The organism is Pseudoalteromonas sp. CO325X, from assembly GCF_004208955.1.
Classification (GTDB): domain Bacteria; phylum Pseudomonadota; class Gammaproteobacteria; order Enterobacterales; family Alteromonadaceae; genus Pseudoalteromonas; species Pseudoalteromonas ruthenica.
In genome coordinates, this window is the sequence record NZ_SGPG01000032.1 from 81900 (window position 1) to 97218 (window position 15319).

At 48.9% G+C, this 15319-nt stretch carries 14 protein-coding genes and 1 tRNA gene; 6 read left to right on the top strand and 9 right to left on the bottom strand.

What is annotated here, in order from left to right; translation table 11 throughout:
• Positions 1 to 59: 59 nt before the first annotated feature.
• The 5 genes from rimI to guaB all read right to left on the bottom strand — a co-directional run bounded on the left by rimI (position 60) and on the right by guaB (position 4238).
• Positions 60 to 503: a ribosomal protein S18-alanine N-acetyltransferase gene (gene rimI / locus EXT46_RS15920; RefSeq protein ID WP_130148469.1), complete on the bottom strand. Its 444-nt coding sequence runs from the start codon at positions 501 to 503 to the stop codon at positions 60 to 62.
• Positions 490 to 792, bottom strand: coding sequence for a hypothetical protein (locus EXT46_RS15925; protein ID WP_130148471.1), 303 nt, complete (start codon positions 790 to 792; stop codon positions 490 to 492). Before EXT46_RS15925 ends, rimI begins: the two co-directional genes overlap by 14 nt.
• Positions 793 to 852: 60 nt before the next feature.
• Positions 853 to 929: transfer RNA gene (locus EXT46_RS15930), tRNA-Trp, on the bottom strand.
• Positions 930 to 1078: 149 nt separating this feature from the next.
• A complete protein-coding gene (guaA, locus tag EXT46_RS15935) occupies positions 1079 to 2656 on the bottom strand; it encodes a glutamine-hydrolyzing GMP synthase (protein WP_022944337.1) in 1578 nt (525 codons plus the stop codon).
• 112 nt (positions 2657 to 2768) lie between these two features.
• Positions 2769 to 4238: an IMP dehydrogenase gene (gene guaB, locus EXT46_RS15940; protein WP_022944336.1), complete on the bottom strand. Its 1470-nt coding sequence runs from the start codon at positions 4236 to 4238 to the stop codon at positions 2769 to 2771.
• A gap of 135 nt (positions 4239 to 4373) precedes the next feature.
• Between guaB and xseA the strand changes: the two genes are divergently transcribed.
• Positions 4374 to 5732 carry an exodeoxyribonuclease VII large subunit gene (gene xseA, locus EXT46_RS15945; RefSeq protein ID WP_045979541.1) on the top strand — a complete coding sequence of 453 codons (1359 nt, stop codon included), beginning with the start codon at positions 4374 to 4376 and terminating at the stop codon, positions 5730 to 5732.
• On the opposite strand, the gene EXT46_RS15950 is transcribed toward xseA, so the two are convergent.
• Together EXT46_RS15950 and cysE are read right to left on the bottom strand one after the other, a co-directional pair.
• Positions 5695 to 6369 carry a hypothetical protein gene (locus EXT46_RS15950; protein WP_045979542.1) on the bottom strand — a complete coding sequence of 225 codons (675 nt, stop codon included), beginning with the start codon at positions 6367 to 6369 and terminating at the stop codon, positions 5695 to 5697. The two genes, xseA and EXT46_RS15950, sit on opposite strands and share 38 nt — an antisense overlap.
• Positions 6370 to 6389: 20 nt before the next feature.
• Positions 6390 to 7205, bottom strand: coding sequence for a serine O-acetyltransferase (gene cysE / locus EXT46_RS15955; protein ID WP_045979543.1), 816 nt, complete (start codon positions 7203 to 7205; stop codon positions 6390 to 6392).
• A gap of 190 nt (positions 7206 to 7395) precedes the next feature.
• Here cysE and EXT46_RS15960 point away from each other — a divergent pair, with 190 nt between their 5' ends.
• Positions 7396 to 7716, top strand: coding sequence for an Mpo1-like protein (locus EXT46_RS15960; RefSeq protein ID WP_045979544.1), 321 nt, complete (start codon positions 7396 to 7398; stop codon positions 7714 to 7716).
• A gap of 35 nt (positions 7717 to 7751) precedes the next feature.
• Here the strand turns inward: EXT46_RS15960 and EXT46_RS15965 are convergent, their stop codons facing one another.
• A complete protein-coding gene (locus EXT46_RS15965; protein WP_045979545.1) occupies positions 7752 to 8000 on the bottom strand; it encodes a hypothetical protein in 249 nt (82 codons plus the stop codon).
• 15 nt (positions 8001 to 8015) lie between these two features.
• Positions 8016 to 8549, bottom strand: a complete 534-nt coding sequence (locus tag EXT46_RS15970) for a hypothetical protein (RefSeq protein WP_045979546.1) — start codon at positions 8547 to 8549, stop codon at positions 8016 to 8018.
• A 729-nt stretch (positions 8550 to 9278) separates the two neighbouring features.
• Between EXT46_RS15970 and EXT46_RS15975 the strand changes: the two genes are divergently transcribed.
• The 4 genes from EXT46_RS15975 to EXT46_RS15990 are packed head-to-tail and all read left to right on the top strand — an operon-like array spanning position 9279 to position 15291.
• Complete coding sequence (locus tag EXT46_RS15975; RefSeq protein WP_130148473.1) at positions 9279 to 9650, top strand: hypothetical protein; 372 nt, start codon at positions 9279 to 9281, stop codon at positions 9648 to 9650.
• A gap of 47 nt (positions 9651 to 9697) precedes the next feature.
• Positions 9698 to 10993 (top strand): TolC family protein, encoded by a 1296-nt coding sequence (locus tag EXT46_RS15980; protein ID WP_130148475.1) that lies wholly within the window; start codon positions 9698 to 9700, stop codon positions 10991 to 10993.
• A complete protein-coding gene (locus EXT46_RS15985) occupies positions 10986 to 12167 on the top strand; it encodes an HlyD family efflux transporter periplasmic adaptor subunit (protein ID WP_130148477.1) in 1182 nt (393 codons plus the stop codon). The genes EXT46_RS15980 and EXT46_RS15985 overlap by 8 nt, the downstream gene beginning before the upstream one ends.
• 13 nt (positions 12168 to 12180) lie before the next feature.
• On the top strand, positions 12181 to 15291 hold the full coding sequence (locus EXT46_RS15990) for a CusA/CzcA family heavy metal efflux RND transporter (protein WP_130148479.1): 3111 nt from the start codon (positions 12181 to 12183) through the stop codon (positions 15289 to 15291).
• The last annotated feature ends 28 nt before the right edge of the window (positions 15292 to 15319 follow it).

Sequence of the window (15319 nt, forward strand, 5' to 3'; positions counted from 1 at the left end):
CTTAAATTCAAAGCCGGTAGCTTAAAATAACAAGAGATATATGCTTGAAGGGGGTGCGCTTAAGACTGCGCCACATTTAGCTCGCGCATCATTAATAGTGCATCTTCGCCGTCTGGGTAATACTTTTTGCGTCGTCCATTAATCACAAAGCCACTGCGCTGATAAAGGCCGGTGGCAGCATCATTACTCGCTCGCACCTCTAAAAAGATGGCCTCGCATTGGCGCGCTGTTGCTTGGTTTATAAGATGGTTCATTAGCGCTTTACTGAGCCCCTGCCCTTGCTTATTTGGGGCAATACAAATGTCCATTAGCGTGCAATCTGGGCCCGCTTGCTCGGCTATATAAAAGCCCACCAGCTCAGCCTCATCATAGAGCCCGGCGTTAAAATAACGCCCACCTAGGCATGAGCGTATCAGCTTTTCGCTCCACGGGTGGCTGTGACAGGCATTTTCAATAACGCATACCGCCTGGATATGATCCAACGACAGCTCACTCACTTGCATGGCTATACTCGTCAATCACATTCGATAACTGCTGCCACAACGCCTGCTTTTGAGCGACCGCCAGATTTGCTGCGGGCAAGTAGACGCTCAGCCCCTTTACTTGTGGGCTTGATACATCACTAATATAAACGGCAGCGCCTTGTGGCAAGCAGCGTAAAATATCTTGTGCCACTGTGTTGTTTAGTGGCTCTGCATTGGCCGAATTGACATGCGCAACGGGCGCGGTTGCGTCGCTGCTGCGTAAACGCACAGGTTGAATCGCAAGTATATCGGCAATATCTGGATGCATAGTAATGATTAAGTCGTTTTGGCGAGAGCCAGTGTAGCGCAAAGCTAGAAAAGAAAGAAGTGGCAGGGGCGGAGAGATTCGAACTCCCAACCGTCGGTTTTGGAGACCGCTGTTCTACCAATTGGAACTACGCCCCTGCAATGTCGACGCATTATAATGAGGTTTTTAAAAAGGTAAAGAAAAAATCACGCTTACCCGGTTTAACTGCTTTTAAAATAAACAAACGGCATGCAATTGCTTGCATGCCGGTTTAATATGGTTGTTCTTTCGCCGTGAGGCTAAACCACTATTCCCACTCGATAGTCGCTGGCGGCTTACCTGAGATGTCATATACCACGCGAGAAATACCATCGATTTCGTTAATAATACGGTTAGACACCTTACCAAGGAATTCATAGGGTAAGTGTGACCAACGCGCGGTCATAAAGTCGATGGTTTCAACACAACGTAGGCTCACCACCCAGTCATATTTACGCGCATCGCCCATCACCCCGACCGAGCGCACTGGCAAGAACACCGTAAAGGCTTGGCTTACTTTGTGATAAAGCTCCGCCTTGTGCAGCTCTTCGATGAAAATAGCATCAGCACGACGGAGCAAGTCGCAATACTCTTTCTTAATTTCACCCAGTACCCGTACACCTAGGCCTGGGCCTGGGAATGGGTGGCGATACAACATGTCATAAGGAAGACCCAGCTCAAGGCCTATCTTGCGTACTTCGTCTTTGAACAATTCACGCAGCGGCTCAACAAGGCCCAGCTTCATGTCTTCTGGCAAACCACCAACATTGTGGTGTGACTTGATGACATGGGCTTTACCGGTCGCCGAGGCGGCTGATTCAATTACATCTGGGTAGATAGTTCCTTGCGCCAACCACTGCGCATTCACACGTTTGCCCGCTTCTTCATTGAATACATCAACAAAGGTGTAACCAATGGCTTTACGTTTAGCTTCTGGCTCATCAATCCCTTCTAAGGCTTTCAAAAAGCGCTCTTCGGCATCTATTTTGATGATATTGAGGCCAAAGTGGTCGCCGAACATATCCATCACCTGCTCGCCTTCGTTCAAGCGTAACAGGCCGTTGTCAACAAACACACAAGTTAGTTTATCGCCAATGGCTTTATGAATAAGCATCGCCACGACAGACGAGTCTACCCCACCGGATAGGCCTAAGATCACTTCTTCGTCACCGACTTTTTCACGAATACGCTCAACAGCATCCTCGATGATTTGCGCGGGTGTCCAAAGCTTTTCACAACCACAGATATCAACCACAAAGCGCTCTAACAGACGCAGGCCTTGAAGTGTATGAGTCACTTCTGGGTGGAACTGCACGCCATAAAAACGTTTTTCTTCCCATGACATCGCTGCATGGGGGCACGTGTCTGTTCTCGCTGTGGTAGCAAACTGAGGGGGAATTTCTTCTACTTTATCGCCGTGGCTCATCCATACATCAAGCAGACCGTTACCGTTGTCGCCAAGGTGATCTTCAATGGCTTCAAACAAGGCACAGTTACCTACTTTTTCCACTTGTGCATAGCCAAATTCTTTCTTATCAGAGCCGTGTACTTTACCGCCAAGCTGCGCCGCCATGGTTTGCATGCCATAACACACACCCAGAACCGGAACACCCGCTTCAAATACGTAGTCAGGCGCACGCGGGCTGCCCTCTTCGACTGTAGATTCAGGGCCACCAGATAAAATGATGCCTTGCGGGTTAAATTCACGAATTTGCTCTTCCGTTACATCCCACGCCCATAATTCACAGTAAACGCCTATTTCACGCACGCGGCGGGCGATCAGCTGGGTGTACTGCGAACCAAAGTCGAGGATCAATATACGGGAATCATGGATGTCTTTGCTCATTGCTGTCTCATCTAAATTAAATGATGGCGGACCCAGTGCAACCAGGCCCTTTACGCTAACCGAAATTAAGCAGGGCTAGCAGTTGCTAGCCCTGAGTGCACCGTTTTCGCGCCTAGCCTAGGCGGTAGTTGGGCGCTTCTTTAGTAATTTGCACATCGTGTACGTGCGACTCGCCCATACCGGCCGAGGTAACGCGTACAAACTGTGGCTTAGTGTTCATCTCTTCAATGGAGGCCGAGCCAGTTAGGCCCATGGAGCTGCGCAGACCCCCCATTTGTTGGTGGATGATATTGCCAATCGGGCCTTTGTAAGCCACGCGGCCTTCGATGCCTTCTGGTACCAATTTCTCGGCTTCTTTCGAAGTTTGGAAATAGCGATCTGACGACCCTTCTTTTTGGTCCATCGCACCTAATGAGCCCATGCCACGGTAAGATTTATAGTAGCGTCCTTGATATAGCTCAACCTCGCCTGGCGACTCTTCAGTACCGGCAAGCATTGACCCCACCATGACGCACGATGCACCGGCAACCAGCGCTTTAGCAATATCGCCTGAGAAGCGAATCCCCCCATCGGCAATAACAGGAATATCACGTCCTTTAAGGCCCTCAACAGCATCTGAAATAGCGGTAATTTGGGGTACGCCACAACCAGTCACGATACGCGTAGTACAGATAGAGCCTGGGCCGATGCCCACTTTCACGGCATCCACGCCAGCATCAGCAAGGGCAATAGCGCCTTCAGCTGTCGCTACGTTACCAGCAACGATTTGTAAATCTGGGTAAGCTGCACGCGTTTCTTTGACACGGTCAATAACCCCTTGCGAGTGGCCATGTGAGGTATCGATGAGTAGCACATCAACACCGGCTTCAACCAGTGCAGCGATGCGCTCGTCAGTACCAGCACCCACACCCACCGCAGCACCGACGCGTAAGCGACCTTGCTCATCTTTACAGGCGTTTGGTTTGTCCATGGCTTTTTGGTAATCCTTCACTGTGATCATGCCTTTCAGTTTAAAAGCGTCATCAACAACTAGGATTTTCTCAATGCGGTGCTCGTGCATCAGCCCGAGGATCTGGTCACGATCAGCATTTTCGCTTACCGTAACAAGGTCTTCTTTTTTGGTCATCACGCTAGAAACAGGCTTACTCAGCTGAGTTTCAAAACGCATATCACGGCTGGTAACAATACCCTGAAGGTTATTGTCTTTGTCGGTCACCGGGAAACCAGAGAAGCCTTTCTCAATCGCCAGTGCTTGTGCATCAGCGATAGTCAGGTCCGCTGGTACGGTCACAGGTTGCGACACAACCCCTGCCTCGTACGTTTTTACTTTACGTACATTGGCCGCCTGTTCGGCGATGGTCATGTTTTTGTGAATAAAGCCCAGTCCACCTTCTTGCGCTAGAGCAATGGCTAAACGCGCTTCAGTCACTGTATCCATAGATGCAGAAACAAGCGGGAGGTTCAGCTTAATGCCGCGAGTAAGGCGAGTGGTAAGGTCCGCTGTGTGCGGTAGAACAGTAGAATGACCAGGTACTAAAAGTACGTCGTCAAAGGTAAGAGCTTCTTTAGCGATCCTAAGCATTGGCAACTTCTCACGAATTGGTGATTGGATGGAGTTGCGGCGGCATTTTATCAGCGATAATAGGGCGAGTAAATAAAATTCGCCGTTTATTTATGATAAAGTGGCGACAACTTTTTCGCTCTCTTGGGTCGTTCTATGTATTCACAACCCCACGCTAATACGCCAGCTGCCGTATACACCGTATCGCGCCTAAACCGCGAAATCCGAACCGTGTTAGAACGTGGCTTTGCCAGTATAGTACTCAATGGTGAAATTTCTAACTTTGTTGCCCCCGCTTCTGGACATTGGTACTTCTCCTTAAAAGACGATAAATCCCAAGTACGCGCAGCGATGTGGCGCGGCAACAACCGCTATGCACAAATTCGCCCAAAGAATGGCGACCAAGTGCAAGTACATGCACGAGTCTCATTGTATGAACCGCGCGGTGACTACCAAGTCATCGTCGAGCGCATGGAAGCCGCTGGCGAGGGGCTGCTTAAACAACAGTTCGAAGCCTTAAAAATGCGCTTGGCTAGTGAAGGGCTATTTAACTCTAGTTACAAAAAGCCATTGCCTAGCAGCATCAATAAAGTAGGTGTTGTCACGTCCAGCACTGGGGCCGCTATAAAGGATATTTTAACCGTATTAAAGCGCCGCGCACCGCAGCTTGAAGTGGTTATTTACCCTTGCCAAGTGCAAGGTGATAGTGCCCATCAAGGGATCATCGATAAAATTGCTCTAGCCAATGCCCGCAAAGAGGTTGATGTATTAATTGTCGGACGCGGTGGCGGCAGCTTAGAAGACTTGTGGTGCTTTAATCACGAGCAATTGGCTCGCGCTATTTTTGCCAGTGAATTACCTGTGATCAGTGCCGTGGGTCATGAAATAGACACCACTATCAGCGATTTTGTTGCTGATATACGTGCGGCGACCCCCTCGGCGGCGGCCGAGTTAGTGAGTCCCGATAGCGAACAAATTAAGCAGTTTTTAGCGCATAAAAAGCAGCAGCTACACAGCGCATGGCGACACCGCTTAGCGGCCTATCAACAGCAATTGCAGCAACTACAAAGCCGTTTATCACACCAGCATCCAGCTAATCAGTTGATGCAACAGCAGCAGCGTTTAGATGAGTTGCAAATGCGTCTACACCGCGCCATGGAGCAGCGTTTTAACCACCAGCAACAGCACCTTGGCGAGCTTAGTATGCGTTTGCAACGCGCCAACCCAGCACAACGGGTAGCCAGCGCCAAATATCAATTGCAGCAACTATCGAGCCGTCTAGTGGCAAGCCAAAAAGAACAACTCTATCGCGCCCAAAGCGAACTGAGCCACCTCGCTACTCGCCTTGATAGCATCAGCCCTTTGGCCGTACTTGGGCGCGGCTACAGCATTACGCGCGCCGACTCGGGAATTATTAAGTCAGTACAGCAAGTACAACCGGGCCAAACACTGCATACGCGCGTGGCCGATGGTGAGGTTACGACGACGGTGGTAGGCGTTCAACCCAAAGATTAAGACCCGCTTCAGAGCTGCGCGAATTGGTGCGGTGAAACTGCTGCCACCACGGCTGTTCCATAAGAGTATTTTGAATATTGTGCCAATCGTCACGCGGGTCGAGTTCTACGTCTTCTTGGGCTGAGAACTGCAGGCGACAAACCGTTTGCTTACATTGGGCGGTATCGAGTTTAATCTTGTACGCCAACCCTTGGCTGTAAACAAAGTCACTCACTTTGGTCTCAACTTCATAGGCCCAAGCTTCGTCCCGCTCTTGATTGGTAAATCGCTCTTTAAGTTCGGCCTCCATGTCACTGGGCGCGTCTAGAATATGCTTGTAGGTAGCAATGGTTTGCTTAGCGGCCGCCAATTCGCGGCGTAAAGTATCAATGTCGCTGGTACTGTTAGCGGCACCTTGGGGTTGTTCGGGGGCGACCTCTAGCGTATCGGTAGCGGGTGGCAGCTGCTGTTTTTTTACTGCTATTTGAGGTGATTCAGGCAGCGCCGCGAGCTGAGGGGGATGAGTTACAAGTTGAGCATCACTTGATGGTGCGGGCTGCGTTGCTGGCACGGGTGATGGCTCGAAGAACACTATATAACCGCCTCCGAAGCCCAACGAGAATGCCCCCAGTGCAGTTATAACAAGTTGTTTATTCATCCCTTTTCACTCTAGTGCCACTACAACATGGCACTAGTATGCGATTGATTCTCTTGTTCGTCATCTAAAAAGTTTTGATTCATGCTTTCCGCTGGACAAGGACAGTCCGGTTTGCCCACCAATTTAGCGGGAACGCCAACGGCGGTCATATGCGGCGGCACTGAGCTCAATACTACCGAGCCGGCACCAATACGCGCACCCTCACCCACTTCAATATTGCCCAGAACTTTCGCCCCGGCACCAATCAGCACCCCGGCACGAATTTTAGGGTGGCGATCGCCAGACTCGTTACCTGTACCGCCTAAAGTGACCGACTGCAAAATAGACACATTGTCTTCAATCACCGCTGTCTCACCAATAACAATGCCTGTCGCATGGTCAAACATGATGCCGTGACCAACACGGCACGCGGGGTGAATGTCAACACCAAACACCTCTGAGCAGCGGCTTTGTATAAAACGAGCCAGCTCAATGCGCCCTTGACGCCACAAGCAATGAGCCAACCTGTGCGCTTGAATGGCGTGAAAGCCTTTAAGGTTTAAGATCACCGTTAAATAAGTATCCACCGCCGGGTCACGATCGCGAACGGCTTTAATATCGTTTGCTACATGAGTCAGCATGGTATCGCAGTCCACAAACGCTTGGTCAAATAGCTCGCGAATGGTAAACGCTGACACCACCGCATCGGCGAGTTTGTTGGCCACGATAAAGCTTAGCGCCGAGCCAAGGCATTCATGATTAAGCACACACGAGTATACGTGCGAGGCCAATAATGGCTCTTTAGTTACAACTTGATTTGCTTCTTCTCTGAGCTGCTGCCAGATTTCATGACGCATGGGCATATCCACCAACTTACGAACAACGGACTTGTAATAGACTAAGTGTAACGGATCTGCCCACTATCACGCCATCCCGGGGGCAATTTAGGGTCGTTATCAGATATAACTAAAACAACTAAGGAAAGAACTGTTGTCCTTAATGCAAAAATAAAGCTAGGCTAAAGTCATAGCCGCATTGGAGAAGAATATGCCCCAAGCAATTGATAAAAAGAACTTTAATAGCTTTAAAACGTTTTACCCTTATTACTTACAAGAGCACGAAAACCCTGTGTGCCGACGTTTACATTTTATCGGCAGTTTAGTGGTGCTGGCGATATTAGGCTTTGCTGTGTTCAGCGGCAGCTACATTTGGTTGTGGGCGATGCCTGTGGCCGGTTACGGCTTTGCATGGGTGGGTCATTTCTTTTTCGAGAAAAATCGCCCTGCTACCTTTCGCCATCCAGTTTACAGCTTGATTGGCGACTGGGTCATGTTTAAGGATATGCTCATTGGCAAAGTACCTTGGTAGCCCCAAGCTTTGCCACTGAGCGCTCTAATAGGAGGCTATACCCCCACACCAAGGGTTTTTAACAACGCCAACACACTTTTAGCATTATCTGCTAATACCAACTGCTTATCATGCTCTGAAGTGGCCTGATGCACAGCCGCAATCATCTCATGCAGCTCTTTTAGTTCATCATCACTAAAGGCACTACGAAGTTGTGGCTTCGACATGGGTAAGGAATTGCTTAAATCAGCGGCAATCTGGGCGATATCGTCGGCGAACTCGCCTCTTAAATCGTTTAGGCTCATTATTCTATCCTGTTATTAAAGGCCTGCGCTTTGTAATGATTTATCAATAAAGGTGCTAATTGTTGGCGGGATCGGCAGCAAATCACCCACCTCCTTTATGGCGCTTTGCTGCAAACTCAATACCGAATTAGCGCTAATAAGTAACTCGGTGATACTTTCATTCGCTTCAAGGGTTGCTTGCACATTGCCATGAATAGTGCGACGCATCCTATCGGCTTCATCGTTAATGCTGCCTCGCACTTGCGTGCGGATAAGGGCCGCCAAACCAGCCACATCTTCACGTTGCTGTGAGTTGAGATTATCATTATCAGCCAGCTGTCGTTTGCCACGGTAATTTTGCTCTGCTTTGGCATACACCTTATGCCAGCGCTCATCAAGCATCGCATAAGCAGAGTGCTCCCACGCATCCACCATGGCCAAACCATTATCCCCAATCGCGGCGATGCCTTTCGAGACTTGCTGATTTGCGGTAATCGCCTGTTGTGGAACGCTAGTACAGCCACCGAGAATGACCGTCGCCAATACCACCGCACTAAACACCCGAGTCATTGTTATTGCTTCCTTTTTTATTATTTGTCCCGCTAATAGAGTAACTTAGTTCGGATGAATTGCCACCTTTAATCACCCTATTTGAGTTAAGTGCACCACTGTGTAGCAGTGCTTATTGCGGCGCTGAGAGTATGTTTTCTATAATTTTTAACTGCCCGAAATCGACACGATAAAACAATAATAGTGAGTCAGCCTATAAGACAATCTGGATAGACTAAAAGCAATTTGGTTTCAGATGGTTGGGAATCTTTTTGGTGTGTACCAAACCATGTACCACTGGTACACGGATTTATATGAAGATGTTCGGGATTTTTGCAAACCGCTTGAAAGATCAAGCGGTTACTAAAATTGGCGAGTCAACCGCTAAGTAAACTGAGCCGTCCAATGGGGTAACAATAAAAAAGTCACCCTCTGCGCTCTCAATATAGAGGGCTTCTCACTTCATGAGGCCTTTGTTTTACTGCATGCGTGTATATCTGCGTTATGTGCACTGATGCGTGCCCCAGTAATCCTTAAATAGTTCGAATACCGTTTCCAGCGAGTAAAAGCTAAGTCACAAATGTATGACTAAAAGTTTGGCAACCACAGTGTTTACTGAACGCACTTGTTTGTGCATACTAGCTTGTTGTAATGTCCACAAGTCCACAAAATTCAATATGACTTGCGCCTTCTCTTGATCTCCGGCGCTAAAGCTAATAGGTTAATGCAGGCAATAGAACGAGGAACGCGATGAAATCGCATCAAAACAACAGAGCTAACAGCAAGGTGGTGATTACCGCCCTGATGCTGTTTGCACAGTTGTTTTTGTTTGCCTCAGATGCGTTTGCTTTTGATAACTTCTTCGAAAACGCTTCAGAGTCACACCATGAACTGTGTGTTCAGGACTCCAGTGTATGTCAGCCAGATAATAATTCTGCAGACGAAGCTGGCGCAGACAACTGTGACCACTGCTGTTCCTGTCACGGGCATTTTACGCATATCGTATTATTCAAAAATACTGATAGCCATTTAGGAAAATTTGGCGAGATGGCACTAGCTGCGTATCGTCCTTTCCCTCCGTCTCATTTACAATCCGGTATCGACCGTCCTCCTAGAGCCTAAATCCTAGTCATTTTTTACCTATTTAGTTACTGACCAGGATTTACAATATGAACTCTTTTTTTTCGCATGCGCGCAAGCGTGTGTTCACTGTGGTCGTGAATAGTGTGTTGCTATTCATATCAACCACTGCAATGAGCAAAACAATAACGCTCGAACAAGCGGCACGCCTGACGTTGCAGCAACATCCGGAGTTACAGCGATATCAGTCGCTGCTCACTGCTACAGAGGCAGATAGAACGCTGGCTAATCTCACTCCGGCTTATCACGTTGGCGTTGAAGCAGAAAACCTGCTCGGTTCAGGAGATGCATCAGGCATTAGTGATGCTGAACTGACAGTTTCACTTTCCTCTGTCTTTGAGATGGGAGGGAAGCGAAATGCAAGGGTATCTTTGGCAGATGCCAATTTATCCCTGTTACAGTCAGAACGCTATGTTACTTCGCTCAAACTGTTAAGCGAACTGACCCGGCACTATGTAAAAACACTCGCAGCAAAAGAACGGCTGACATTGGCACAAACGTCTGTTTCTCTCGCTGATGAAGCCTTATCTATTGTGAAACAGCGCGTTGAGAAAGGCGCAACCAATAAAGCGGAATTTCTGCGCGCCAGAGCCGCTCTCAATCAGGCCAAAGTCGACAAAGCATCCGCTGAAACGGCTCTGGTTATTGCCAAACAGTCACTTGTACTATTTTGGCAGGGAGATGCTGAGACAATCGATAAAGTATCGGGTTCACTCAGTACCCTTCCCGCAAAACGGCAGTATTCAGCTGTTTATCAACAGTTTCTTGAATCAGCAAATGTGGAACGACTCACCCAAGCTATCAATGTGAAAGAGGCTGAACAAAAGCTGGTAGAAAGTAATGCCAGTGCTGATATCTCATGGCGTATTGGTGTGCGGCGCTCTCAGGCGGTTCAGGATACGTCTGTTGTTGCTGCTGTATCCATACCGCTTTTCGCTGAACAAAGAAACCAAGGTGCTTCTCGGGCTGCCTTGGCGAAGAAAGAAGCCGCGGTAATTGCCAGAGACACTCAGATACTGGAGATAAAAGCACTACTGTTTAAAGCGCAGCAATACCTCAATTTCTCCATTGATGCTGTAAAGCATATCAACGATACCGTGTTGCCCGACCTTGAAGCAGCTACCACACTTGTGCTCGAAGGTTACCAGCGAGGGGCATACAGCTACCAGGACTGGATTGCATCCAGAGATGCGTTGATACGCGCACGTGCAAAGGTCATCGAATTGAGCGAAAGCGCGTTAGTGAACCAGTCACTCATTGAGCAGTGGACCGGACTATCCGGTCAGGCTTCATCTACTAAAAAATTCCGGACAACCCATGAATAAACTATTTTTTATCATCTTACTACTACTGTGTCTTACAGATGCCAATGCCGCAGCAAGTGGCGAACACTCCCATGCGGCTGAATCGAAAACATTTACCAATAGCAGCGTATCGTTGACATTACGCATTCAGGATACGAAAGAGGGAGCATATCTACTTGCCGAAAGAGTTGATAGCTCACAGCCGCTGCCGCCTGACGCACTTAACGTCACACTCAATCGGATGGGAGGACGTCAGGACAAGATCCATTTTGAAAGCTATGAAAATGGGCTCAGATCCACAAGTTTTATCGCTGAGCCGCACTCATTTGTCGCCAATATTACACTGTTACTGGGTGAAAATAGCTTTTCGTGGGATTGGAAAAAGCACGAAGCCCGAACTGAAATAGATGATGCGTATTCCAGCCAGACTGGCGTAACCACAAACGTCGCTACAGGCGGTGAAATAAAAAAGCACACCGAGGTTTATGGTCAGCTGACTATACCGCCACAACAGCGTGCCGAGGTTCATGCCCGGTTTACGGGAATTGTAGAACAGCTCTTTACTGATATTGGGCAGACCGTGAAAGCCGGCGAGACAATGGCGCAGGTGCAGTCGAATGACAGCCTCCAGTCTTTCGATGTGAAAGCCCCAATCAATGGCATTGTGGTATCGCGCAACCTGAATATTGGAGAGCTTACCCGCACAACACCACTTTTTACGATTGTTGATACCTCAGTGCTTTGGGCGGAATTAAAGGTGTTTCCATCTCAGCGCAGTCAGATTGCTGAAGGTAAATCTGTTCACATTATCGCAAATGGTCGTCAACTCGAGAGCACAATTACCAGCATTATTCCTTCTCACGAAGGGCAACCCTACCAGCTAGCACTGGTAAAAGTGGTGAACAAGGATGGTCTGCTCTCTCCCGGCGATTTAGTTACAGGCATTGTCGACTCACAACAAAAAACGGTGCCGGTAAAAATCGAAAATCGCGCCATTCAAACCCTGAACAATAGGCCCGTTGTGTTCCTGAAAGAAGGCAATGCCTATCAGGCAACACCTGTAATCTTAGGATTGCAGGACGACAACTTTTCCGAAGTCGTCGCAGGGCTATCCGCCGGACAAACGTATGTTGTCGACAACAGCTACTTAATCAAAGCGGATATACAAAAATCCGGCGCATCGCACGCGCACTAATAGGGAGAGACAAATGATAGATAATATTGTTCGCCTCTCAGTCGAGCGGCGTTACCTGCTGTTAACCCTGGTGCTTGTCATCATAGGCATTGGCATATGGAGTTATCAGCGGCTACCGATAGATGCGGTGCCGGACATTACTAATGTTCAGGTTCAGATAAACACGGAAGCACCAGGTTATTCGCCACTTGAAGCCGAACAGCGGATCACCTTTCCGGTTGAAACTGCGTTGTATGGTCTACCCAATTTGTCCTATACGCGGTCAATTTCACGTTACGGACTTTCTCAGATCACCGTGGTATTTGAAGAAGGAACTGACATTTACTTTGCGCGGAACCTTATCGATGAGCGGTTGGCAACGCTGAAAAGCGTTCTGCCACCCGGACTGGAACCTGAGATGGGACCGATTGCAACAGGACTGGGTGAAATCTTCGTTTACACGCTGGAAGCGAAAGACGGCGCCCAAATGCCGGACGGCTCGCCCGTTACGCCTATGGCACTTCGTGAAGTTCAGGACTGGATAATCAAACCACAACTGGCTCAGGTTAAGGGCGTGGTGGAAGTGAACACCATTGGGGGGTACGACAAGCAATATCACGTCATGCCTTATCCAGCGAAGATGCTGGAAATGGGTGTGACTATGGCAGATATCCGCAAAGCGTTGGTAAGCAACAATGACAATGCTGGAGCCGGGTATATAGAGAACAATGGCGAACAATTGTTAGTTCGCTCACCGGGCCAGTTAAAAGCAATTGAGGATATCAGGAACGTTGTTGTCGGACGTAAAGGTTCCGTGCCTGTTTTAGTCAAAGATGTCGCCGAAGTGGGACTGGGCAAAGAGCTGCGCACAGGGGCAGCAACCCGAAACGGCAAAGAAACCGTGATGGGCACCGTGATGATGTTGGTGGGAGAAAACTCGCGTGAAGTTGCAGCATTCACCAATGATAAATTTCAGCAAATACAAACGTCATTGCCACAATGGGTTCAGGCTGAGGTGGTATATAACCGCACCACGCTGGTAGACAAAGCCATCCAGACGGTACAAAAAAACCTGCTGGAAGGCGCACTGCTGGTTATCGTTATTCTGTTTTTACTGTTAGGAAACATCCGTGCCGCCCTCATTACGGCGGCTGTTATCCCAATCGCGATGATGATGACTATTACCGGCATGGTTCAGCGGGGTGTCTCTGCCAACCTGATGAGTCTCGGGGCGCTGGACTTTGGTCTGATTGTGGACGGCGCTGTCATCATTGTGGAGAACTGTATCCGCAGGCTCTCAGAAGCGCAAAAACAGCAAGGTGGCACACTGGCGCTTAAGGCACGCTTGCAGGAAGTCAAAGACGCCACTATTGAAGTTATCCGCCCCAGCTTGTTTGGCGTGGGTATCATCACCGCAGTGTACTTTCCTATATTTACCCTTTCTGGCGTAGAAGGGAAAATGTTTCACCCCATGGCAACAACTGTGGTAATCGCATTGCTTTGTGCGATGGTGTTATCACTCACTGTTGTGCCTGCTGCGATCGCGGTATTTATGCGCGGAAAAATCAGCGAAAAGGAGAGCATCATTATCCGCGGCGCGAAAGCCATTTATCGACCAGCACTTGAGTGGGTGCTTAAGTTCAAGTCGCTTATTTTGACAGGCGCGTTGGCTCTGGTTGTTGGTTGCTCATGGCTTGCCTCTACATTAGGCTCTGAGTTTATACCACAGCTTGATGAGGGTGATATCGCGCTGCATGCATTACGTATTACAGGCACGGGATTAGAGCAGTCTGTTGAAATGCAGGAGCTCCTCGAAAAAACCATCACCGACTTTGAAGAAGTTGACAAAGTATACGCCAAAGTGGGGACGCCAGAGGTAGCCACAGACCCTATGCCACCGAATGTCGCCGACACCTTTGTCATGCTCAAGCCACGCTCTGAGTGGCCCACCCCGGATAAGCCTAAATCACAGCTCATTGAAGAGCTTGAGAAAGCAGTCACTGCAATACCGGGCAATAACTACGAGTTTACGCAGCCTATCCAGATGCGCTTTAACGAGTTAATTTCCGGTGTCAGAGCCGATGTTGCGATTAAAGTATTTGGTGATGACCTGGATACATTACTGGCATCAGCAAATTCAGTTGCATCACTGACGAAAGGCTTACCTGGCGCAGCGGATACCCGCGTTGAACAGGTAGACGGTCTGCCTATGCTATCGGTCATTCCCAAACGTGAAGTGATGGCGCGCTATGGCCTAAATATAGACGACATCCAATCTCTGGTTTCGACCAGTATTGGTGGTCAGCAAACAGGCTTGATCTATGAAGGTGATCGGCGCTTTAAACTGGTAATTCGCCTTCCGGAGCAACTACGACGCAACGTTCAAAAACTAAAGGTACTGCCAGTCCCGACACCCGATGGATATGTGCCTCTACAGGAGGTGGCCACATTAGAAGTCAAACCCGCGCCAGCACAAATCAGTCGGGAAAATGGCAAACGCCGCGTGGTCGTTACAACCAACGTTCGCGGGCGCGATCTCGGTAGTTTTGTCGCAGAGTTGCAGGCTACGTTGAATGAAGACTTGAAACTACAAGATGGCTACTGGCTGGAATATGGCGGAACGTTCGAACAGTTGGAATCGGCAAGTAAGAGGCTGTCCTGGGTGGTACCGGTAACGCTGGCACTCATCGTCGGCATTCTTATTCTTGCATTTAGTTCTGTGAAGGATGCTTTAATCATCTTCACCGGTGTGCCGCTGGCACTGACTGGGGGCGTACTTGCACTGTGGATTCGGGGTATGCCGCTGTCTATTTCTGCCGGTGTAGGATTTATCGCATTGTCAGGCGTTGCCGTATTAAATGGTTTAGTCATGCTCGCCTTTATCAGGCAGTTGTGGTTTGAAAAAGGCGATCTGTACACCGCTATCATTGAGGGGGCAATAGTCAGGCTTCGTCCCGTTTTGATGACTGCCCTGGTAGCAAGTCTTGGCTTTGTGCCCATGGCACTGAACACAGGCACCGGTGCTGAAGTTCAACGCCCGCTCGCGACGGTAGTTATCGGCGGCATTATCTCATCGACTTTACTTACACTGTTCGTGCTCCCAAGCTTATACCAATTGGTGCACAGGAAAGCGGATAAACAGTAAAACAACAATGCCCTGGATAAAACCGGGG